Source organism: Deltaproteobacteria bacterium, assembly GCA_016933965.1.
Lineage (GTDB): Bacteria > Desulfobacterota > Syntrophia > Syntrophales > UBA2210 > JAFGTS01.
Window position 1 is genome coordinate 41,511 of the sequence record JAFGTS010000013.1, and the last position, 23,399, is coordinate 64,909.

The 23,399-nt window shown below is 56.0% G+C and carries 18 protein-coding genes; 9 read left to right on the forward strand and 9 right to left on the reverse strand.

Features of this window, described 5'->3' with window-relative positions:
• Window positions 1–28: 28 nt before the first annotated feature.
• From JXO48_02755 to JXO48_02775, 5 genes are all read right to left on the reverse strand, one after another.
• A complete protein-coding gene (locus tag JXO48_02755) occupies window positions 29–1,828 on the reverse strand; it encodes a long-chain fatty acid--CoA ligase (protein ID MBN2282789.1) in 1,800 nt (599 codons plus the stop codon).
• Window positions 1,829–2,009: 181 nt separating this feature from the next.
• On the reverse strand, window positions 2,010–2,795 hold the full coding sequence (locus JXO48_02760; GenBank protein ID MBN2282790.1) for a 3-oxoacid CoA-transferase: 786 nt from the start codon (window positions 2,793–2,795) through the stop codon (window positions 2,010–2,012).
• 29 nt (window positions 2,796–2,824) lie between these two features.
• Complete coding sequence (locus JXO48_02765; GenBank protein MBN2282791.1) at window positions 2,825–3,919, reverse strand: CoA transferase subunit A; 1,095 nt, start codon at window positions 3,917–3,919, stop codon at window positions 2,825–2,827.
• Window positions 3,920–4,322: 403 nt separating this feature from the next.
• Window positions 4,323–5,543, reverse strand: a complete 1,221-nt coding sequence (locus JXO48_02770; GenBank protein MBN2282792.1) for a SufD family Fe-S cluster assembly protein — start codon at window positions 5,541–5,543, stop codon at window positions 4,323–4,325.
• On the reverse strand, window positions 5,522–6,277 hold the full coding sequence (locus JXO48_02775) for an ABC transporter ATP-binding protein (protein MBN2282793.1): 756 nt from the start codon (window positions 6,275–6,277) through the stop codon (window positions 5,522–5,524). Before JXO48_02775 ends, JXO48_02770 begins: the two co-directional genes overlap by 22 nt.
• Before the next feature lie 169 nt (window positions 6,278–6,446).
• On the opposite strand from JXO48_02775, the gene JXO48_02780 reads away from it, so the two are divergent.
• From JXO48_02780 to JXO48_02800, 5 genes are all read left to right on the forward strand, one after another.
• Window positions 6,447–7,262 (forward strand): hypothetical protein, encoded by an 816-nt coding sequence (locus JXO48_02780; GenBank protein MBN2282794.1) that lies wholly within the window; start codon window positions 6,447–6,449, stop codon window positions 7,260–7,262.
• Window positions 7,263–7,506: 244 nt separating this feature from the next.
• A complete protein-coding gene (gene hpt, locus JXO48_02785; GenBank protein ID MBN2282795.1) occupies window positions 7,507–8,034 on the forward strand; it encodes a hypoxanthine phosphoribosyltransferase in 528 nt (175 codons plus the stop codon).
• 36 nt (window positions 8,035–8,070) lie between these two features.
• Complete coding sequence (locus JXO48_02790; GenBank protein MBN2282796.1) at window positions 8,071–9,003, forward strand: zinc-ribbon domain-containing protein; 933 nt, start codon at window positions 8,071–8,073, stop codon at window positions 9,001–9,003.
• Window positions 8,972–10,072 carry a potassium channel protein gene (locus JXO48_02795; protein MBN2282797.1) on the forward strand — a complete coding sequence of 367 codons (1,101 nt, stop codon included), beginning with the start codon at window positions 8,972–8,974 and terminating at the stop codon, window positions 10,070–10,072. The genes JXO48_02790 and JXO48_02795 overlap by 32 nt, the downstream gene beginning before the upstream one ends.
• Before the next feature lie 73 nt (window positions 10,073–10,145).
• A complete protein-coding gene (locus JXO48_02800) occupies window positions 10,146–13,775 on the forward strand; it encodes a hypothetical protein (GenBank protein ID MBN2282798.1) in 3,630 nt (1,209 codons plus the stop codon).
• Between the two features lie 135 nt (window positions 13,776–13,910).
• Here JXO48_02800 and JXO48_02805 read toward each other — a convergent pair whose 3' ends face one another.
• The 4 genes from JXO48_02805 to JXO48_02820 are packed head-to-tail and all read right to left on the reverse strand — an operon-like array spanning window position 13,911 to window position 18,215.
• On the reverse strand, window positions 13,911–15,194 hold the full coding sequence (locus tag JXO48_02805; protein ID MBN2282799.1) for a hypothetical protein: 1,284 nt from the start codon (window positions 15,192–15,194) through the stop codon (window positions 13,911–13,913).
• Between the two features lie 13 nt (window positions 15,195–15,207).
• The gene (gene glnA / locus JXO48_02810; protein ID MBN2282800.1) at window positions 15,208–16,623 is read right to left on the reverse strand and encodes a type I glutamate--ammonia ligase; all 1,416 of its coding nucleotides are present in this window, start codon (window positions 16,621–16,623) and stop codon (window positions 15,208–15,210) included.
• A gap of 10 nt (window positions 16,624–16,633) precedes the next feature.
• Window positions 16,634–16,972 carry a P-II family nitrogen regulator gene (locus tag JXO48_02815; GenBank protein ID MBN2282801.1) on the reverse strand — a complete coding sequence of 113 codons (339 nt, stop codon included), beginning with the start codon at window positions 16,970–16,972 and terminating at the stop codon, window positions 16,634–16,636.
• Window positions 16,973–16,982: 10 nt separating this feature from the next.
• Window positions 16,983–18,215, reverse strand: a complete 1,233-nt coding sequence (locus JXO48_02820; protein MBN2282802.1) for an ammonium transporter — start codon at window positions 18,213–18,215, stop codon at window positions 16,983–16,985.
• Window positions 18,216–18,488: 273 nt separating this feature from the next.
• Between JXO48_02820 and nifA the strand changes: the two genes are divergently transcribed.
• The 4 genes from nifA (at window position 18,489) to JXO48_02840 (ending at window position 23,397) form a co-directional block, all read left to right on the forward strand.
• A complete protein-coding gene (gene nifA, locus JXO48_02825) occupies window positions 18,489–20,048 on the forward strand; it encodes a nif-specific transcriptional activator NifA (protein MBN2282803.1) in 1,560 nt (519 codons plus the stop codon).
• 203 nt (window positions 20,049–20,251) lie between these two features.
• The gene (locus JXO48_02830) at window positions 20,252–21,577 is read left to right on the forward strand and encodes a glutamine synthetase (protein MBN2282804.1); all 1,326 of its coding nucleotides are present in this window, start codon (window positions 20,252–20,254) and stop codon (window positions 21,575–21,577) included.
• Between the two features lie 5 nt (window positions 21,578–21,582).
• Complete coding sequence (locus JXO48_02835; GenBank protein ID MBN2282805.1) at window positions 21,583–22,305, forward strand: type 1 glutamine amidotransferase; 723 nt, start codon at window positions 21,583–21,585, stop codon at window positions 22,303–22,305.
• Between the two features lie 24 nt (window positions 22,306–22,329).
• Complete coding sequence (locus JXO48_02840) at window positions 22,330–23,397, forward strand: glutamine amidotransferase family protein (protein MBN2282806.1); 1,068 nt, start codon at window positions 22,330–22,332, stop codon at window positions 23,395–23,397.
• Window positions 23,398–23,399: the final 2 nt, after the last annotated feature.

Here is a 23,399-nt window from a genome sequence, read left to right on the forward strand (position 1 = left end):
GGCCTTTTTTTTCGTACGTGCGGGTGTTTCAACCTTCGTACATGCCGTCGATTACCCGGGAGAATTTTGAATTGATGACCTTCCGCTTCAGCTTCAGTGTGGGTGTGAGCTCTCCTGTTTCGATAGTGAATTCATTGGGGAGCAGAGTGAATTTCCGCAGTTGCTCGACCCGCGCGTAATCCTTCATGAGTTCCTTGATCCTGCCGTCGTAGAACGCGACTATTTCGGGATTCTTTATCAGTTCTTCATTGTCGGCAAATGATATGCCCTTGTTCTTCGCGTAGGATGACAGCTCGGCGAAGCTGGGAACGATAAGGGCGCTGAGATACTTTTTGCCCTCACCGATGGTGACGGCCTGCTCGATAAAAAGGTCCTGGGTGAGCGTGTTCTCGATATTCTGGGGGGAGATGTTCTTTCCGCCGGCCGTTACGATCAGGTCCTTCTTCCGGTCCGTGATGTGCAGGCATCCCGTGTCGTCGATGAACCCGATGTCCCCGCTCATGAACCATCCGTCATCGGTAAAGGCGGACGCCGTCGCGTCGGGCTTGTTGAAGTAGCCTTTCATGACCTGGGGGCCCTTGATGAGGATCTCGCCGTCGTCGGCGATCCGGACTTTCGTGTCGGGAAGGACGGGGCCGACGGACCCGAACTGGAACACGTCGAAGGTGTTCACGTTCGTGACCGGTGACGTTTCCGTCAGGCCGTATCCGTTATGCACGTTGATGCCGATCCCGTTGAAGAATCGGTCTATCTCGGGGGCGAGAGCGCCGCCGCCGCTGATAAAGATATTAATCCGATCCATGCCGAGGGCGGACCGCAGTTTCGAGAATATGACCTTTTCCGCAATACCATACTGTATCTTCAATCCCAGCGGCATCGCCGAGTGCTGCACCCGGTAATCGACCGCCCTGTCGGCGACCGACGTCGCCCAGCCGAAAAGCTTCTTTTTCGACGGCGGAGCGTTTTCCAGTTTGGAGAGGATCCCCGAATGGATCTTTTCAAAGAGGCGCGGCACGCTCACCACCAGGGTCGGCCGGGCCGCTGTCATGTCCTCCAGTATGGTCTGAAAGCTCTCGGCGAGATAATTGACGGCGCCGATATGGATCATCAGATAAACACTGATGGTCCTGCCCAGCGAATGGCTCCAGGGGAGAAATGACAGGGCCGTGTCATGATGCCCGATCATGGGATGGGTGCCGAAACTCTGCTTGATGTTGGCGACGAAATTATCATGGGTCAGCATGACGCCTTTCGGGTCGCCCGTTGTTCCCGAGGTGTAGATCAGTGTTGCCAGCTTATCACCCCTGATGGACCTGAGACGATTCTCAAATTCCTCCCTGTTGCCTGCCGCGGCCCCCTGTTTCATTACCTCATCGAGGGACAGAATGTCCGCGTCATCGGTGGCAATGGGGTCGAAGGTGATGATCTTTGTGAGCCCATCCATTTTGTTCCTGACGCTCAGGACCCGCTCGAGGTGATCCCGGTCGGAAACGAGGACGATCTTTGACCCCGAGTCCCTGATGATGTAGGCGGCCTCTCCTCCGGAGTTCGTCGCGTATATCGGCGCGTCGGCCGCCGCGATCGACAGGATGGCCAGGTCAGCCACCAGCCACTGCCAGCAGTTCTCCGAAAAGATCGAGACGATATCACCCGGCCGGACCCCCAGGGTAATCAGACCGCATCCGAGATCGACGACCCTCTTTTGCATTTCATCCCAACTGATATCGCTGTATGTTCCCTGTTCCTTGCAGCGAAGACAGGCTTCGTGTCGGTATTTTTCCGCCCTGTTGTGAAATATTCCAGCGATAGACGTTTCAGCGTACTCCATGGAAAACCTCCCTTCTTTCTTGTTTTTTATCACAATGGATCTGCTGTCGGATGGGTTCAGAAGGTCTGGGGGTGACACCGCTGTTCGGCGCCCGGGCTCCCCGGATCGGTGTGCAACTCAGGTTCGTCTGTTAAAGAGCAAAGAATCGGATACGCCCTATGCGGCTCCGATGAAGGTCCCCTTAGCTGGGCATGGTAGTGAAAACACCCCGCGGGTCCACTTCCGATCTCAGGATGTTCAGGATGTCGTCAGGTATCATGGGCGAAGCGGGGATCTCGCCTTCGGGCCGCAGGAGTTCGAAGCCCGTCGATTGCTGCGCGATGTCGAAATTGACGCCCGGTGTCAGCGATTTGACGCGCATGCGCTTTGATGCCGGTTCAAAATCGTAGACGCCCCACTGGCTCAGGACGGCTATGGGGCCGTTCCCGGGAAGACCCGCCTCCCGCCTGCTGTTTCCACCGTCGAGATGTCCCACGGACGTGATGAAGTCGACCCGTTCGGGGAATCGTTCCGGTGTCTGCAGGCCGACGAGGACCATGTTCTCCGTCAGCGAAGAAAGGTCGTTGTTCCCCCCGGAACCGGTCAGGCGGACGGTGGGGTTCAAAAGGTCCTTCCCGATCTGATGGGTGTTGACATTGCCGTACATGTCGATCTGGGCGAACCCGAGAAACGCCATGTCAACGTACCCGTTGAAGCTCTGTCCGAAAGAATAGGCCATTTCCATCAGAACCGGTGATTTCCGCCAGGTCAGCGGGCAGCCCACCGACCAGGGCATATCTCCCGGTATGGGGTCCTGTCCTCCCGATTCATACACGAGCGTGATGTTCGGCGCGTGGGTTTTGCGCGCCAGGATTGCGGCCACCATGGGAAGTCCCGTGCCGACATAGACGATCGAATGGTCCCGGATCTGTACAGCTATGATATATGTAAGCATTTCAAGAAGATTTGCTGGTCCCTGCTGTTTCATGTCCTATCTCCTCCTCTGTCCCCGGGTGATTAATAATAGATGCCCGGGTCATCATTGATGTTATATTCCTTATATGAGAAATCGATGTCCTCGTTGTCCCCTTCGGCAGATTTGGTCTGGCGCCGCGCTTCGGCGATCCACTTCGCGCCGCCGAGTTTTTCGACGAAATCAAATTGATCCTTTGACTCCATGACCCAGTAGTTGAAATGATCAATGAATCGTTCTTCGTCGGGACTGGCCAGGCGCATGGTCTTTTCCCACCACTGGCGCGACCAGTAGTAATATCCCGGCATGTTGCCCGGGACGGCGCCGAAAGGAAGCTCCACAACGGCGTCGGCGTAAAAGAAGGGGATGACGACGCCCTTCCTTCCGTTGTGTCGAAAGGAGCTTTCAGGGATGATCTCTTCCGCCGTAATGATCAGTTTTCTCGTGGCGATCGCCAGGGCGGTGTCATTCACCACGGGCCCGTAAATAAAGGCGTTACCGTATTTGTCGGCCGCGTGAGCATGAATGATGGTGATATCCGGGTATATGGCGGGAATAAAGGCCACCGGGTCGGGGTCATCCCGCAGGGGGTTCTGCATGACTTTTACATAAGGATTGTATTTGATGATGTCCGAGCCGAGCATCTGCTTGCTGAACAGGCCCGGGGCTCCCAGCTGGGCGGCCTTGAGGGCCAGTGCCACGCCGCCGTGGCTCCATTCCGATAAAATGCCCACCTTGCCGTTCTTCAACTGCCGGGAATAATTACGGTCGGTCCCGCGCATCTCGGCGCCTATATAGGAATTGTGAGAGTAGCGGACGGTACCGTAATTGATCATGTAACTCTGATTCGTGTTGGGTGCACCGATGACCTGCAGGTCCTTTTTGCCCTGACGCATTATCTCGAAATACGCCTGGTGGGAAGTGCGGACATAGGCAAATCCGGCATCGGAAAGAACGTCACCGTCATCCACGAAGGTGGCGATCGCTTCTTTCAGATCCATTCTTTTGTCGATTTTGCCGCGTTCCTTTTTCAGGTGGGCTGCCCGTGCGGATTCGAAATCCACCAGACGATCCAGTATCGAGGTGTCCTCGATCTTGAGGTTCCTGAGGGCATCCTCGTTATAGCTGTACGTACTCATGTTCCTTCTCCTCATATAAAAGATCTGTGGGCGGTGTTTGTAATGGGGCCGTATGTCCCCGTTCGGGGCGCACAGGGTCGGTTTCGAATGGAATCCATGTGGTGCTTCTGAAGGCCCGTGTTACATAAATCCGTTTTTTGTTCGCAAGAAAAATGCCAGGGATGCTGAAGGCATCAGGTAAGGGAGCATGTTCTGAATTAGTTCGGAAAAACGAATGGTTATGCTTGTGACGATTCAACTACACCCGATGTGGGATCGCTCGGCCCGAGAGGCTCTTTTCAGAAAAGTGCGAATATCGAACGTTGTTCCTGTGTTTAATGAATGCGGTCGGTTTATTTGTAAGGTTATAGCACGATATGTGCGATATCCGAACTTGCTGTTTGGATATCGCACAATACTATTGCTACATCATTTCCTGCTGACTGAGTTCCACGGCGCGGTCTATTTCGGCCTTCAATCGCGGAGGCAGGCCGGGTATGTCGACACTGAGAAAACCCCTGACGATCGTCGCCGTTGCTTCTTCCTCCGTCAGACCCCTCGACATGAGGTAGAGGATCTCATCCTGGGCGATCTTGCCCACCGCTGCTTCGTGGGACATTTCAACGCCGTCCACCATGCCCTTCAGCTCCGGAATGGCGTGCATCAGGCCGCCGTTGAGAATGAGGCCGTGACATTCGAGATGTCCCCGCACCCCGGGTACCTCACCCACGATGTCGCCCCGGGCGATGATGGTGCCGCCGTTGGTGATGGCACGGGAAACGATCTCCGCCCGGGTATCCTCCGCTCTGAGCAGTACCCTGCCGCCGATGTCGATCTCGGACCCGGGTGCTCCCACAAGAAGGCTGTAAAAGCGAGCCACGGATCCCTTGCCCTCGAGGCGGGTCGTCGGGTATGCCTGGATCGACTGGATTGGTTTCATGCTGACATAGTTGCTCAGGAAAAGGCCGCCTTCTTCGACGCAGGTGACCGAGCGGGGCCGTACGATCATGTTGTCGGCCCAGTGATGTATCATGGTGAAACTCAGCTTCGCGTTCTTCTTGACGTAAAATTCCGAGATGCCGATGTGCAGCCCCCGGCTGACATGTGCCGCCGCCGCGCACCCTGAAATGACGTGAACTTCGGAGCCCTCTTCGGCGATGACGATGTTGTGTACGTTCTGAACGGATCCGTCCTTGTGGAAATAGAGGCATGCCTGGACGGGGAATGATATGGCCTTCCCCGGCAATGCGCGGATCACATAGCCGTCCTGGAGGTCCGTATGGGCACGGGAAGTGTACTTGTCCAGATCGACGGGCACCAGCTTTCCATAGTAATCCCGTATCCACGGGAGGTGTTCCAGGGCGTCCCGGATGGGTATGACCTCCAGCCCTTCTTCGTGTGAGAATGAGTAAATGGCAACGGAATCCTTCTGGATATAGGTGCCGGATTTTTCCTGCTCGCTGGTATCGATACCGGCCATGAGCAACTGTTCCCGGTCTTCCTCGGGGATGTCAGCCGCCCGTTTCACGGTTTCGTGCCGGGGGGATTCTTCCGTGAAGGAATCTATATCTATATCGGGGCCGATGGCTGCCTGTTTGTCCCGGGCCGCAGCGGCCTTTTTATCTAGATCACGCATCGCACACATTGCTCGTATCCTTCATCCTTTATTTGCTTGAAGATCGCCGTGGGGTTGCTCTTGCAGGCCAGGACCCCGTTGAAGAGCACCTGTCCCTTGTCGGCGGTGACATAGTCCAGTATGAACCCCGTATGAGTGATGATCAGCCCCATTTTCGTCCGTTCCTTGATCGCGTCCTTTTTTGATTCTCCCGGCCGCGGATGGATATCTCTCTGAAGCAACCGGCTGATCGTCTGGCCGATCAGGGCTATGTTTTCCAGGTCGACACCCGACTCCGGTTCGTCGAACAGGAGGAGCTCCGGGTCCTGTGCCATGAGCTGCAGCAGTTCTGAGCGCTTGATCTCCCCGCCCGAAAAGCCTACATTGATGTCCCGGTCGAGAAACTGGGCAAAGTTCATCTGGTTGGCCAGGGCCTCGACATCGACGTGATCGCCGCTGCAGATGCTTACCATCTGTTTGGTCTTGAGTCCCTGGATGCTGGGCGGCCGCTGGTAGGACATACCGATGCCCATGCGGGCGCGTTCATTGACGGGCAGGTAAGTGATGTCCTTGTCCTTGAAGTAAATTTTCCCCGAAGTGACCTGATACTGGGGGTATCCCATAATGGCCATGAGAAGGGATGTCTTCCCCGATCCGTTCGGTCCGAAAAGGATGTGGGTCTGTCCCGGACGAATCTCGAGGTTGATATTCCTGAGGAGTTCCCGGTCACCCATTTTTACCTGTAAATTCTCAAGTACGAGCATTTTTTATGTCCCTCGTCGTAAGATAAAAAAAAGCTTTATCTGCCTTTCTTCAAAAATGTCAAGACTTTTTCACTGCTTTGCAGGTGTGCCGGCACTGCCGTGATAGTTCTTGCCTTTTGACGCCTCCTTCACTATAGAAGACTGATTTACCGACCGACAGGAACTGACCGTGAAAGAACGATCATTCATCCATCTCTGCCAACCCGGTGCCGGCAAGTCCTGCGGAGCCTGCTGCGGTCTGTACAACTATGCGGACAGCAGCCGGGAAACGCTTCTGAAAAAGCTGCGACACCGGACATCCCTGTTCCACGCAACTGTTCGCGGGGCTGACGACCTGGCGGGCTTTTCACGGGCCGTCAGGGAAGTGGAACCGTCGGATAAGCTCTACGAGGTCATTTACTGTTGTGAGTACCTCGGGTTTCTCGACGAGGAAGAGCGAAGAGTCGGGTGTCTGCTCCATCCCATGCAGAACGAGGGCGTGGACCTGCGGGATGTGTCATTTTACGGGCGTGAGCTCTGCGACGGTCATTTCTGCCCGAGTTATCATTTTCTCACGGCTGAGGAAAAACGATCGGTCATCAATGTCATCGACGACTGGTATCTGTACGGCCTGTGCGTTACCGACATCGATCTTGTCAAGGAATACTTCCGGTTCATCAGTGACGAACTCGGCGCCGTCCCCCGTTCGGAAATGTTGCGGGAAGGGCCTCTGAAGGATATCGCACACCGCTTCTTTTCCATGAAGATCTCCTGGCCCTTCCGTTCCCCCGAGACAAACCGGTTCGGCAAATACTATTTCGACGGTTCGCAATACATGATCAGTCATATCGATTATGAGGGAATGGGTTGCGTCCGTTCGCGTTTCGATAAGATATTTCTCAGCCTGACATCATGTTTTGACTCCGTCCGTGAGATCAGGGATGCCGAGGCGCTGATACAGGCGAATATTGATGAGTTTGTCGGGTGCTACCGTGAGAACTGCTGACGACTTCGTAAAAAGTCCATATGCGGCGTTGCGCTTTATCCTTCGTCACTGCGACGTACGGAAAAGTACGCCTCATTCCTCAGGATTCGCGCGCCTTGCCTCTGGAGCTTTTTACGAAGCCGTTGCACTGAAGGCGTAAATTGCTGACGACTTCGTAAAAAGTCCATATGCGGTGCCCGACAGGCTTCATCCGTATTGACAGGTTTGGCCGTTTCCGTTAGGTTTGGGCGAGCAGGAGGGCCGAGTGAAGGAACAGAGAAGACGGATACTCTATTCAAGGGAAGAAATTCTAGAGAGGGTCGAATCACTCGGCGAAGAGATCTCCCGGCGCCACGAGGGTGATGAGATCGTGTTCATCTGCGTTCTCAAGGGTGCCTTCATGTTTCTCGCCGATCTGGTAAGACACGTGCGAGTCCCTCACGCGATCGATTTCGTCAGGCTGGCCAGTTACGGGTGCGGTTCAGAAAGTTCCGGGACCGTGACGGTGACGAAGGATATCGAGCTTCCTCTTGCGGGCAGGCACGTCATTATTGTGGAGGATATCATTGATTCCGGATTGACCCTTTCCTCTCTGCGGGAGCGGATCGAGGCCCAGGGCCCCGCTTCAGTAGAGATATGCACTTTGATCGATAAACGGGGCAGACGGAAGATGCCTGCCCCGGCCGATTACGTCGGTTTTGTCATGGATGATGGATTCATCGTCGGCTATGGACTTGATTTTGATGAGCAATACCGGTATCTTCCGGATATCTGTGTTATTGAAGACCTGTAACGGCCGCTGAAGGCGGTCATTTTGAGGGGGGTGCGCGTGATCGTTGAGTGTCCTGACTGCAAAACAACCTATCGCTTCGATGAAAAGCTGATCACCGGTGAAGGTGTATGGGTGCGGTGCAGCCGGTGCGGGCGTGTTTTCTTTCTTGAGCCTCCCACGCCGGCGGTGGAGGAGATCTCTCTCGACGACATCCGGGCCGAGTTGAGCGAAAATAATATCCATGCCGGCTCGGAAGATATTGAGGACCTGGCGCGGTTGCTCGAGGAAGTCGGTATCGGTGATGACTCCGGCGGGTCCGTTGTCGATGAAACAGAGGAGATGCATCCCGAAACCGTTGTGCCGGTGGCTGAAGAAAAAGTCGCTCAACCGGTGGTTTTCAGGCGCGATCAAAGATCCGGAAGGAGGGTCGGCTTCGTACTCAGCCTGATCGCCGGTGTTCTGCTGGTCCTCGTACTGATGGGTGGTGTTTCCCTGTGGCTTCTTCCCGATCTGCGGGAGGATGTTCTGAGCCGTGTCCGGCTTCCTTCATACCTCTCATCGCTTTTGATGCCTCAGAAAGGGACCGCTTCCGTAGCGGATGCCCTGGTGAACATCGATTTTACCGACATCAGGGAGCGGTATGTTCAAAACTGGATCATCGGTACCATCCTGGTCGTCGAGGGATCGGCACAGAACAACAACAGCGGTCTCGTTTCGGAGATCAGCGTGCGGGGGAAACTGCTCGACCGGGACGGGGCTGTACTGGCGGAAGAGCACAGCTACTGCGGGAATATTCTCAGCGAAGATGAACTGACCAACCTCACCCGCGAAGAAACGTTCGGTGAACTGATGCGTCCCGAAGGAAGCACGCACTCGAACAGGAACATCCCCGCCGGCGAGAGCATTCCTTTCATGCTGGTTTTCCCGGCACCGGCCATGGAGGTCAGTGAGATCGCCCTTGAACTTGCAGGGGTCGAGGCGGGAGACTGACGGCGGCTATGACGGCCGTTACCCGGGCGGTCAGACCGCCGGACGCCGCCGGGTTCACAAGGACAGACCTGTGACACAGACCCGGAAAATCAGATATGCCTTTGTTCTGCTCCTCCTGATCATTGTCGCCGGAACGATCGGGTATCATTTGCTCGAGGGATGGCCGATCCTTGAGTCTTTTTATGCCACTATTGTTACCCTGGGAACGGTGGGGTACGGCGATTTCTATCCGGTCACCATAGAGGGACGGCTCTTCGCCGTCTTTCTGATCGTTACCGGCGTGGGGGCCATGGCCTATACGTTTGCCCTGGCGATGGAATATTTTCTGGAAGGCCGCCTGGAGCAGGTTCTTGGGAGGGGAAAGATGGAACGCCAGCTAAAGAAATTGTCCCATCATCATATTATCTGCGGGTATGGGAAGATCGGCCGGCTTATCTGCAGGGAACTCGCCCGCGAGGCGGTCGATTTCGTCGTCATCGAGAACGACGCCGCCGTGGTCCAGGAGATCATCAAAGACGGGTACCTCCATATCCTGGGTAGTGCGACGGAAGACAAGACCCTGTTGGATGCGGGAGTCGAGCGGGCCGCGAGCGTTGTCTGCGCGCTTCCCACCGACGCTCATAATCTTTACGTGATCCTCGCCGCTAAGGAGATCAATCCCTCCGTGTTCGTTCTCTCCCGGGCCGAAGATGAAGCGTCCGAGCATCGATTAACAAAGATCGGCGCCGACCGGGTCATGTCACCTTACAAGGAAGGCGGCATGAGAATGGCCCTGGCCATACTGAAACCTGATATACTCGACTTCATCGAGCTGACCACGAGCCGGCAGAGCCTGGAGCTGCGCATGGAGGAACTGACGGTCTGTGAAGAGTCGCCGATAGTGGGCAAGACCCTCGCTGAATCAGCGCTTCGCCATGAATACGGCATCATCGTCGTTGCCATCAAAAAGGAATCGGGAAAGATGATATTCAACCCGGAGGCATCCTACCCCATTGAAAAAATGGACAAGCTGATCGCTCTCGGCCAGGAAGATGACCTCGCCCGCTTTTCCCACGTCTGTCAGATATAACATTGCCGCATCAAGCGATCAGCATCGTAAAATAAGTACGTTTTGTGATCCATTAGAAAAGGAGGTCGTTTTTATGAAAAGAATGGCTGAACATGTCGAGGTTGTGCCTGTGATTTGTCTTTTTTGCCTCTGCCTGTGCGGTATACTCTGTCTTCAGCCGGCACAGGCGGTCGCCGGGCAGTCGGCTTCACAGGAACCGCTGGCGGGTGATCGCCGCCTGCCGGACGATGAGATCGTTGTCACCTTCACATCAGACGGCTTTTTTTCAAACAATGCGTATTATCCCGATACAGATCTTGCCCTCGGTCCCGCCCACACGACGGAGACTGAAGCAATGGATGCCTCCGACGACGTGGCCGTTGCTACGGGCAAAATGCATACAACCAGCAACGAAGAGTATTTCGTCGTTTTTCTTGCGACCGATGGCTCCATTGTTGTGGAAGGGTGGGACCCGGCTACGGGAAGCCACTTCGGGCCTGCCTCATGGTCCGGGATCACGGCCACGGGAGACAAACACGTGACCTGTGACGCCGCCGATTTCGACGGTGACGGAACGGATGAACTCCTGGTGGGCTTTCAGGGGGGAGGTGATTATCTCAATCTCCTCGTCATTGATGGCACGGGATCGGGATTTGAGAAAAAAACACATTTTTTGGATACAACGTTCGAATTTCGTGACGGCCTCGTGAAGGATTTCGATACGGCCGCTCTCGATGCGGACGATGACGGAACGGCTGAAATAGCCGTTGTCTGTGGCGATGACTGCCCGGGATATGTTCCCTGGTATTATGTCGCGGTGCGGCTTTACGACGTAGCGGCAGATTTTTCCATTACTTATCAGAGCCGGTCTGTCGTGTCGTTGCTGGCGATTGACAGACACAGCCAGACCAAGACCATTGCCGTGGGCGATTTCGACGGGGAGCCGGGGGACGATATCATTGCTGCCGCTCTGGAGTTGACCGATGAAGGGGCTTCCGATGAACAGATAGCCATGAAAGTATTCACCGTCGATGCCGATCTCAATCTTGTGGAAAAAGGACATGCCGTTCAGTGGGCCTGGGTGGATGTTGACACGACGGGAATTCACATGGCCGTGGGCGACCTTGACAGCGACGGAACGGATGAGGCCGTTCTGTGCTGGTCGGCGGGGCTCTGGAACGGTGTGGCGGAATCATACATCAAGATGTTCGACATCAGCGAGGAATACGCCATATCCGGCAAGGGTTACAGCGAAGTGTCCGTTTACGGCAATCAGTACATGAATCTGGCAGTCGGGAATTTCGATGGAACTCTGGATTTCAGGAACGAAATAGCGGCGGTCTGGCAGGGTGACAACAACAAGGGTGTTGTACGGATATACCAGCCGAGCAAAACCCTGGACATCCTGACCGCAAAAGGCAAGGACAGCAGCCTGGTTCTGGCGGGGGGCAGGCGGATAACCCTGGCCAGCGGCGATTTCGACGGCGACAGCCTCTATCTGGGAGAGCCCGTGCACTGGGTCGCGGAGGAGCACCACCAGCCCTCTGCCATCATCACGGAACCGCCGAAACACATCGATTATATCAAGGACCCCAAAGGAGATCTGAGGGAGTACAATGTCAGCCGCACATGGTTTCCACCTGACGATTACTTCTCGACAGTGCTCAAGGACGAGAACGAAACGGTGATCACTACGTCGAATACGGCCACCAGCTCCTGGAGTCTCGGGGTAAAAGTAAGCGTGGACATAGAGGATGACTTTGAAATGCCCCTGATCGGCAGCGTCGGCGTCAAGCTGGAAAACACCGCGGGTTATGAGTACGACCAGCACAAGGAAGAAATGAACAAGAACTACACCAAGACAGAAATGGGGGTGGGATTGCGGGCATCGAGCGACGATTTCCTGGTGGCCAAGATCATGAATGTCCATGTCTGGCGATACCCCGTCCTGGGTCATTATGTGGATACCATGGCGTCACTTTTCGGCATGGACCTGAGCGACGAGATGAAATACGAACTGGAGCAGGGCATAATTCCCGGGGAACTGAAGACGGCGTTCACCGATGCGGGACACCCGCTCTCTCCCGACGCCGTTCTTTCAACGATTGACGGTGGATGGAAAATCACCGACGGTACCGCAGCATATTTCATGGTGGAAGATGCGGACAAGCTCATCGTAAATCAGAAAACCGGCAACAAGGGCCAGCTGTACATTCAGATAAGCCTTCCCTCGGATGAAACAAAGGGCAACCTTGAGGGGAGGACCGTGGAATGGTATCAGCCGGTTCACGAGAATGGGAATATTTTTTCCTATCCCTGGGAAAAGGAACAGATCGGAGACCTTGCGCGGGGCGAGATCCTGACCGGCCTGGAGACCTTTGCCGTTGGCGGGGGACAGGCGGAATTTCACATAGAATGGACGAAGGCGGAGGAGCAGGAAGAGGAAGTGTCAACGGAACATAAATTCGAGCAGGATTCCTCCATTACCGGCTCGGTAAAGGTGGTCGATATGAAGACGTCCATTACGGTCAAGGAAAGTTATGATCGGACGTGGTCGCAGCTGACCACATCGGAAACGGAGTGCACTGAATCAAAGGGCATCACCATTACCAAACCGGACATGGATGATTCCTGTTCCTACGAATTCACCCCCCTCATATTTTCCACGGGCGTCCATGACGTCACGGAAGACGGGACCACGGTGAAAGAACCGACGGGAGCGCTGAAAGTGGGATACACCGTGGATCCCGTTTCCACGGCGGCCGCGCAGTGGTGGACGGATATTTCCGGCTACGGAGACAATGCCGATCCGGCCCTCAATCTTCCCTATCGCTGGGTATCAAAGGACGGCGGCGTCACCTGGGAATATAATGAGGGCAGCTACAACCTGCAGATGATGAAGGGACTCTTTCTGTTTGACAATACAGGAAGTGAGATCGGTTACATGGTGAAGGAGGGAGACCTGGTCACGCTCAGGGCACGGGTATACAATTACAGCTTCGTCGATGCCGACCAGGTGACAGTTGCCTTCGAGGCGCAGGCGAGCGACGACAACAGGAACTGGGGACAACGCTTCACGATCGACAAGGATACGATAGCGGAACTTCCCGCCTTTCAGAACCCTCAGGATATACCGAATTGGAAGTTCGCGGAGGTAACCTTTGATACGAGCGGGAAGGCCGGGAAATATTATCGGTTATGGGTTATCGTCGATCCCGGTGATACCGTGAAAGAAGTGACGGGGCACAACCTGGGCGAAAAATACAGTAATAATGAAGGGTATTTCGGTATCCCCCTTGCCGTGGTCAGTGCCGACGATATGACGGCATCGAAAGAGCTGGGTGTTGTCGCCCTTGAGCCTCTCGCGCTTTCCGACGACAATGTCACCCAGGGTGATACCGTGATGGTGACCTTCATGATCAAGGCGGAGGAAGAGGATCATGGAACGGGTCGTGCGCTGGTGTTGTTCTATGACGGGCACCCCGCGTCAGGGGGAACACTCTTTGACATTGAACTGGTCCCCTTCCTGTTCGGTGGCAGATCCTGTCAGGTGCAGGTTCCCTACTCGACGCACGGCAAGGCGGGAACACACACATTATATGCCGTTGTCCGATCAAGACCGGGCGAGGGGAATGCCGACGACAACATGGTTTCAACGAAGCTCCGTGTGCGGAGTGGAAATGACGAAGGGGACGGCTGCTTCATCAGGACCGTCTTGCCCTGATTCTCATTGCTGGCCTCCGGTTCACATCGGGTGCCGGGGCCTGTATCATAAAGGCCTCGAACTGCCGAGGATGATGGGACCTCGTAAAAAGAAGGTGCGGCGCGCGAACCCTGGGAGGGTCGCGCGCCATGGTTCCTACAGGAGAGAGACCTCTTTTTTCCTGTCGCTGCCGGTGCTTCGTTCGTCGATGATGCGTGCCAAGTCAAGCCCCGTCAGGGTCCTGATCTCCTCGAAGAAGCTATGTACCGAGCCCGCCAGGCTTCCCACGAGATGGGGAACACCTCCCCCGTTGTTTCCGCCGTCCACCACGGTCAGCCGCTCTATGGAGAGATTCTTCCCGATCACATCGGTCACCTTGTCCACGATTTCGGGAAGAAGCTGTATCATGAAGAGGTCCTTGCCGTCATCCTTCTCCCATTGCTCCCTGAGAAGGCGGATCGCTTCGGCCTTGGCCCTTCCTTCTTCAAGCGTGGCAGCCGCCTCTCCGGCAGCCTTCATCTTCATGGCCTGTTCCTCGGCTTCGGCGGGCACAACGACCTCTGCGGCGTATTTCAGGCGGTGAACGTTGACCTTCTCCCCTTCAAGGACCGTCATTTCCTCCATGCGTGATATCTCCCCGGCCAGCCGTGCCTTTTCCTCCTCCCGGTTCGTGTCCGCCGCCCACCGGGCCTGCTGGACCCGGAAGTCCATTTCGGATTCCACCACGGCTCGCCGTGATTCGATCTCGGCAATCTCGGCGATCCGCCGTCCTTCCGATTCCTTCCGGCTTGCTTCGGCATTCGATTGGGCCTCAACGATCCTGGCATCACGGTGAACTTCGGCGTTCTTCTTCCGGGCGATCGCCTCCAGATATCCCTTGTCGTCGGTGATGTCCTGGATCTTGAGCGTGTCAAGAAGCAGACCCATCCGTTCCATGTCCTCGCGTGCCTCCGCGGCGACCCGCCGCGCCAGTTCGATCCGCGAAGCATTCGCTTCTTCCGGTTCCATCATCGCCAGGATGCCGCGAAGGGTCCCCTCAAGGATCTCCCGTGCCGTGGTTCCGATGGAACCCGGGTTTCTGCCGAGGAACCGTTCAATGGCGTTTCCCAGGCCTTCCTTCATGGACCCCGCTATCTTTGCGTTCGCCATCGCCTTCACGTTCACCGGAATGGTCCCCCGCGTCAGGGCCCCCGTGACGTTCATTTCGATCGGCATCGTGTTCAATGAGAGGGTGTGTACCGTCTCGATGAGCGGAATTCTCAAAGCCCTGCCGCCGCGGATAACCCGATATCCGGCGCCGCCATCACCGGCCTTGAAGCGCCTTCCTGAGAATATCATCACTTCATTGGGGGCGCAGATCTTCATATTCGCCTTGATATAGATGACGAGGATCATGAGCACCACCGCGCCGAGAAACATACCGATAATTCCCATCTGCATGGTCATAACCTCCTTATATGTCGTAATACAGTGCAAATTCGTACGGATGGGGACGGAGGCGGATCTGGTCCTCCTCCCGTTTCCGTTTATATTCGATCCACATGCCGATGATGTCCTTCGTGAAAACATCGCCCTTGAGCAGGTAGTCGTGGTCCCGTTCCAGGTTGTCGAGCGCTTCCGACAATGACCCCGGTGTGGATTTCAAATGTTTCTTCTCTTCCGGCGCCAGTTCAAAGATGTCCGTTTCAATGGGCGGAGGGGGTTCGATGCCGTTCTCGATTCCATCCAGTCCCGCCATGAGCATGGCGGCCAGGGCCAGGTAGGGATTGCAGGAACAATCGGGGGGACGGAACTCGATCCGTTTCGCCTTTTCGCTCTGGGAGTACATGGGTATCCGGACGCAGGCGCTGCGGTTCCTCTGTGAATAGACGAGATTGATTGGAGCCTCGTACCCCGGGACGAGACGACGGTATGAATTCGTCGTGGGCGATGTGAGCGCCAGAAGCGACGGCGCATGATGAAGCAGGCCGCCGATATAATTGATCGCCATGCGGCTCAGGCCGCCGTATCCCCCGGGATCGGCAAAGAGGTTCCTTCCGGCCCTCCAGAGACTCTGATGAACGTGCATGCCCGAGCCGTTGTCCATGAAGATCGGTTTGGGCATGAAGGTCACCGTTTTGCCGTGAGCCCGGGCCACGTTCTTGACGACATACTTGTATTTCATGAGGACGTCGCAGGTATTGACCAGCGTGTTGACCTTGACACCGATCTCGCACTGGCCGGCCGTTGCCACTTCGTGGTGGTGGAGGAGAACAGGGATGCCCACATCGTTCATGACCTTTGACATCCTGGCCCGGAGGTTATGCAGGCTGTCCGTGGGTGGAACGGGGAAATAGCCTTCTTTGTACCGGGGTTTATATCCCAGGTTCGGACCCTCGTCCCTTCCGGTGTTCCAGAATCCTTCACGTGAATCGATGGCATAGAACCCGGAATGCTGCGTCTGGTCGAACCGGACATCGTCAAAGACATAGAATTCCGGTTCGGGGCCGAAAAAGGCCTGGTCGGCGATGCCGCAGGAGGAAAGATAGCGCTCGGCCTTGCGGGCGATATTCCGGGGGTCCCTCGAGTAGGGCACGTGGGTGAGGGGGTCCGAAACATTGCAGATCATGCTGAGCGTCGGATCAGCCGTAAAGGGATCGATGAACGCCGTCTGGGAGTCTGGTTTTATCAGCATATCGCTTTCGTTGATCGGCTGAAATCCCCTGATGCTTGAGCCGTCGAACCCGATTCCTTCTATGAACAGACTTTCCTCCAGGTCGTCGATGGGGATCGTTATGTGCTGCCATAATCCCGGAATGTCGGTGAACTTGAGATCGATGAACTCCAGGTTCTTTTCTTTCGCGACCTTCTTCAACTCTTTTGAACCCATGCCGGACCTCCTATCCGATCGCCTTTCCGCCACGCTCACCCGTGCCGATCCTGACCACTTCGTGGAGGTCGCAGACGAAGATCTTCCCGTCGCCGGGATGTCCCGTGTGAGCGCCCTTTGTGATCGCCGCGACGGTCGGTTCGAGAAAATCCTCGTTGACGGCGATCTCGAGCTTTATCTTTTTCAGAAGCCCGATCTCCTCGACGCCCCGGTAGACTTCCGAGAATCCCTTCTGGCGTCCCCGTCCCAGCACGTTTGAAACCGTGATCAGGTGCACTTCAACGTTCTCCAGTTCCTTTTTGACTTCCTCAAACTTGTGCGGTTGGATGATGGCGATGATGTATTTCATTCTATTCCTCCTATTCCAGTACGGTATATGCCGATTCGCGGTGTTGCGTAAGATCGAGACCCATGAGTTCATCCTCTTTTTCAACCCGCACGCCGAAGAGGGCATCGACGAACTTGAAGAGGATCCACGTCATGACAAGGGCGAAGGTGACACAGGTCAGAAGGTACACTCCCTGGACCAGGAAAAGCTTGACATTGCCGAAAAGCAGCCCGTCGGCCCCGGCTGCGTTGACGGCCGTATTCGCGAATATGCCCGTCGCGATGGTTCCCCAGATCCCTCCGACACCATGAACACCGAAGACATCGAGAGCATCGTCATAGCCGAATTTCGGCTTTAAGGCGGTAACCGCCATGTAACAGAACACCCCCGCCAGAAGGCCGATGATGACGGATGACAGCGGGCTGACGAAACCGCAGGCCGGTGTGATCGCTACAAGCCCGGTAAGGGCGCCCGTGACGATACCCAGCACGGTGGGCGCGCCGTGACGTTGCCATTCTATGAGAGCCCAGGTCAGCCCGGCAGCCGCCGTCGCCGTATTGGTCGTGACGAAGGCGTTTGCGGCGACCCCTCCCGCTTCAAGGGCGCTTCCCGCGTTGAATCCGAACCACCCGAACCAGAGGAGCGCGCCGCCGAGCACGGTCAGGGGAAGATTATGGGGCTTGTAGGACTGGTTCTCGTACCCGACGCGACGGCCGATCAGGATCGCCATCAACAGTGCCGATGCGCCGGAGCTGACGTGAACGACAATGCCGCCGGCGAAATCGAGGGCGCCCATGTCCCGCAGCCAGCCGCCCGTACCCCAGACCCAGTGGGCGATGGGATCATAGACGAAGGTGGTCCACAGGAGCATCAGCACGACGAAGGCCGAGAACTTCATGCGCTCGGCAAATGCTCCCACGATAAGGGCCGGTGTGATAATGGCGAACATGGCCTGAAAGATCATGAATGACAGATGGGGGATCGAAGCGGCGTAATCGGCGTTCGGTTCCATTCCCACGTTATTCAGGCCGACCCAATCGAGCCCGCCGATAATGCCGTGGCCGAGGTCCGGCGAAAAGGCCAGTGAATATCCGAGAAGCACCCACTGCAGGCTCACCAGGCACATGATAAAAAAGCACTGCATCAGAATGGAAAGAATGTTTTTTCTCCGCGCGAGACCCCCGTAGAAAAGGGCTACACCGGGCGTCATGATGAACACCAGCGCGGCACAGAGCATTACCCATGCGGTATCACCTGAACTCATGCTGTTACCTCCTTGGTTAAATCCTACGGCTCGGTATCCATCAAATATCATGCCAGTTTGGGGGTATTGTTGTTAACTACATAAAATATATGTAGAAATAACTTTAATTATTCTCTGTTGTGCCGGATAATTATCCTACGGCCGCGTATTTTGTCTTGCATTAAATGACAATAATGTAATATTGTGTGGCTGTTTTTTACAGAACCCCGGTAAGCCCCGCGTACCCCCTGAAGGTGTGCGACGGTTCGGGGAGCAGGAAAGGGACGGATACAAATGACAGTTGCGGCAGGTGATGGAAAAAGAGAGAACCGGGAGGTCAGGGAGCTTTCCCTGCTTTACGAGGTCAGCCAGACCCTCGGCCGGAGCATGGACATACGGGAAGTGGTCGGTCCCGTCCTCAACGCCCTGGCGGAAGGGATGGGCATGACCCGGGGAATGCTGGCGCTCCTGAACCGGAAGACGGGGGAAATGTATATCGAGGCGGCCCACGGCCTTTCGGAGGTTCAGAGAAAACGGGGGCGGTACCAACTGGGTGAAGGTGTCATCGGCAGGGTGGTCGAGACGGGCCAGCCGGCAATCGTCCCCCATATTTCTGACGAGCCCCTTTTCCTCGACCGTACCGGTTCGCGAAAGAACCTGAACAAGAATGACATATCCTACATCTGCGTGCCCATTAAGATCGGGACGGAGGTGATCGGAACGCTCAGCGCCGACCGGCTCTTCGATGAATCGATCTCTCTGAAGGAGGACGTGCGGCTTCTGGCCATCATCGCCTCCATGATCGCCCAGGCGGTCCGTATCAGGCAGGAAACGCAGGAAGAGCGGGAGATGCTGATCCAGGAAAATCTGCGCCTCCAGACGGAACTGAAGGAAAAATTTCATCCCGCCAACATCATCGGAAAATCGAAGAGCATGCGGGAGGTCTATCAACTAGTCGCTCAGGTTTCAAAGAGCAACGCCACCGTGCTCATCAGGGGCGAGAGCGGCACGGGAAAGGAACTGGTCGCCAACGCGATCCATTATAACAGCCTGCGTGCCAATAAGCCTCTGGTGAAGGTGAACTGCGCGGCGCTTCCCGAGACGGTCCTGGAGAGCGAGCTCTTCGGCCATGAAAAGGGTGCCTTCACCGGAGCCACCTACACGCGAAAAGGCAGGTTCGAGCTGGCGAGCGGGGGCACCATTTTCCTGGACGAGATCGGGGACCTGCCGCCCATGGTGCAGATACGCCTCCTGCGCGTTCTCCAGGAGCGGGAATTTGAGCGGGTCGGTGCCACTGAAACGACGAAGGTCGACGTGCGCGTTATAGCCGCCACGAACAGAAGCCTGGAAGAACTGATGGAAAAGGGGGACTTCAGGGAAGACCTGTACTACCGGTTGAACGTGTTCCCGGTCTATGTGCCGCCGCTGAGGGAGCGCAAGTCGGATATCCTTCTCCTTGCCGACTTTTTTATCGAACGATACGCGAAGATGAACAACAAGAGAATCCAGAGGATCTGCACCCATGCCATCGATATGCTGACCTGCTATCACTGGCCGGGAAACGTGCGGGAACTGGAAAACTGTATCGAACGGGCCGTCCTTCTCTCGAACGAGGGAGTCATTTACGGCTATCACCTGCCGCCCACATTACAGACGTCGTCCTATTCGGGAACGATTTCCTACGGTACCCTGCAGGGCGAAATGGACCGTCTTGAGAGGGACCTGATCATGGACGCCCTGAAAACGGTCCGGGGGAATATGACCCAGGCGGCGAAGATCCTCGGCACGAGCGAGCGGATCATGGGGCTGCGGGTTGCAAAGTATAATATCGATCCGAAACGATTTCGTACATAACAGTAGTTGCGTCCCTGTAATCCTACGAATTTGTAGTACGGCCGATGGCGGAGCGGATGGTCCCTCCGTCATTGTTTTGTAATAATGCAGTGATATCATACACATGATGAGGAAGCGAAACTTCCGGCGGCAACTGGCACTATTGTTGCTTACATGTGAGAAAACCAAAATGAGCAGGAGTGCGCATAATGGCAAAGAAAAACATGAAAGACAAGGAAAGTATCTTGCGGATCGTCAGGGACCAGGATGTCAAGTTCATCCGGCTCTGGTTCACCGATGTTCTCGGCTTTTTAAAGAGTTTCACCATCACGCCCCGTGAGCTTGAGGGGGCCTTTGACGAGGGTATGGGGTTTGACGGTTCATCCATCGAAGGGTTCGCCAGGATCGAGGAAAGCGATATGGTCGCCAAACCGGACCCGGAAACCTTCGTCATGCTTCCATGGCGTAACAACGGGATCAGCGTGGCCCGGATGTTCTGCGACGTTCTGAAGCCCGACGGAGCACCCTACGAAGGGGACCCGCGTTATGCCCTGAAGCGGAACCTCCAAAAGGCCACCAATATGGGGTATACGTTATATGTGGGCCCCGAGCTCGAGTATTTCTATTTCAAGGATGCCTCCGATACGCCGCAGATCCTCGATCACGGCGGTTACTTCGATCTGACACCCCTCGATATGGCCAGCGATCTGAGAAAGGACACGATCCTGGCGCTGGAAAGCATGGGTATCAATGTGGAGTACAGCCATCATGAGGTTGCGCCGAGCCAGCACGAGATAGACCTGCAGTACACGGACGCGCTCCACATGGCAGACGCCGCCATGACCTACCGGATGACGGTGAAGGAGATCGCCATGAAGCACGGTGTCTACGCCACCTTCATGCCGAAACCCATGTTCGGCCAGAACGGCAGCGGTATGCACGTCCATCAGTCCCTGTTCGCGGGTAGTGAAAACGCCTTCTTTGACGCCGATGACACCTATTACCTGTCCGGCGTGGCGAAGCATTACATCGCCGGGCTGCTCCGGCATTCGCAGGAGATATGCTCCATCGTCGCCCAATGGGTCAATTCGTACAAGCGCCTGGTGCCCGGATATGAAGCCCCGGTCTATATTTCCTGGGCGCGCAGGAACCGCTCGGCCCTGATCCGCGTTCCCATGTACAAACCCGGAAAATCGAAGGCGACGAGGGCCGAGTTCCGCTGCCCCGATCCCGCCTGCAATCCCTACCTGGCCTTTGCCGTCATGCTGGCCGCGGGACTCAAGGGAATCGAAGAAAAATACGAACTTCCCGAGCCTGTTGAGGAAGATATATTCGAAATGGGACCGGAAACGCGTGAAAAACGGGGTATCGCTTCCCTTCCGGGCAGCCTGGGACAGGCGATACATTACACGGAACGGAGCGAGGTCGTCAGGGAAGCGCTGGGAGACCATATATACACCAAGTTCATCGCCAACAAGAAGCTCGAGTGGGATCAGTACCGCATGCAGGTATCAAACTATGAACTGAAGAAATATCTTCCCATTCTTTGAGGGTCATGGAAAAGGTGCTTGTCATCACCCACGTGGCTTCGGAAGGCCCCGGGACCCTGGGTGACTTTCTCATGTCTCGCGGATTCGAGATCGAGACGGTGCGCCTCTTTGACGGCCAGGCCCTGCCGGGCGGTTCCCTCGAATATCACGCGGTCGTTACCATGGGTGGTCCCATGAACGTCCATGACGACGAGCGCTATCCGTTCCTTGCCCGGGAGGTGGAATTTCTGCGCAGGGCCATCAGTGAGAATGTTCCCGTTCTGGGGATATGCCTGGGCGCCCAGTTGATCGCCCGGGCAGGTTACGCGCCGGTGCGAAGCGGAGCGGGGAAGGAACAGGGATGGAAAAACATCTTTGTCACCGATGAAGGCCGGAAGGATATCCTTCTCCAGGGTGTTCCCGCCCTGTTCAGAGTCTTTCAGTGGCATGATGACGTGTTCGAGGTACCTGCCGGGGGCGTGCTCATCGCCACGGCCCGGAATTTGCCGAACCAGGCCTTCCGGTACCGCAACGCTTACGGCCTTCAGTTTCACGTCGAGGTGACCCGCGACATGCTCGCGGAGTGGATGGACCAGGACCCCGACCGTGACGAGGTCCTGCGGACCTTTGATAATATCGAAAGGGAATTTTCCCTGGTTGCCCGGGCACTGTACGCGAATTTTCTGTGGCTCGCCGATATCCGGCGGCGGGTAAGTTCACCGACCGGCAGGATCGCCGCGGGTGTCTGATGTCCGCCGGCAAGGAAGAGAGCTATGTGTGGAATCGTTGGAATTATCAACCGGAACCGGGAATATATCGATGGAAGCCATATCCGGGAAGCCATCAGGATACAGCGCGAGCGGGGAAACGGCCTCGGCGGCGGGTTTGCCGTGTACGGCGCATACCCGGAGCACAAGGACGCCTATGCCTTCCATGTCATGTATGAAGGCGACCGGACCAGTCAGGCCGTTCCCGCCGTTGAAGAGTACCTTCGCAGAAAGACGAACATCTATCAGTCGGAGGAGATCCCCGTTTACCCGAATGACCGCGTTCCCCGGGGGCCCTATTTCAAGCGCTATTTCCTGAAACCGATCGAGGAATTCATTGCTCCGGAGCAGACGGAAGAGGATTACATCGTCGAGATCGTCATGGCCATCAACGGCATGGGCGGTGTCTACGTAGTGTCCTCCGGCAAGAACGTGGGTGTTTTCAAAGGGGTCGGTTACCCCGAAGATATCGCCGATTTCTTCAGGATCGAAGATTACCGCGGCTACATGTGGATAGCCCATAACCGGTTTCCCACCAACACACCCGGCTGGTGGGGAGGCGCCCATCCCTTTACGATCCTCGACAAGGCCGTCGTCCATAACGGCGAGATAACCAGTTACGGGACCAACGTCCGGTGGCTCGAGATGTACGGCTACCACTGCCGCCTTCAGACTGACACGGAGGTGGTGAGCTACATTTTCGACAAGCTGACGCGCAGGGACCATCTCAGCGCCGGCGATGCCTGTCTCGTCATGGCGCCGCCGCTGTGGGAGGAAATAGACCGGACGAATGACAAGAAGCGTCGATACCTGCGGCAGATCTACGGCCCGGCCATCGTCAACGGTCCCTTCGGCATCGTCCTGACCCATGCGAAGGGGGCTATCGTCCTGAACGACCGGAACAAGCTCCGTCCGGTAGTCTGCGCCGTGAAGGGGGATACCTTCTACGCGTCTTCCGAGGAGTGCAGTATCAGGCTTCTCTCGGCCGAGGTCGACCGTGTCTGGTCGCCCCGGGGGGGAGAGCCGGTCATCGTCGAGCTGCGCAACGGAGGAAAAGAGGGAGACGGAATATGAAG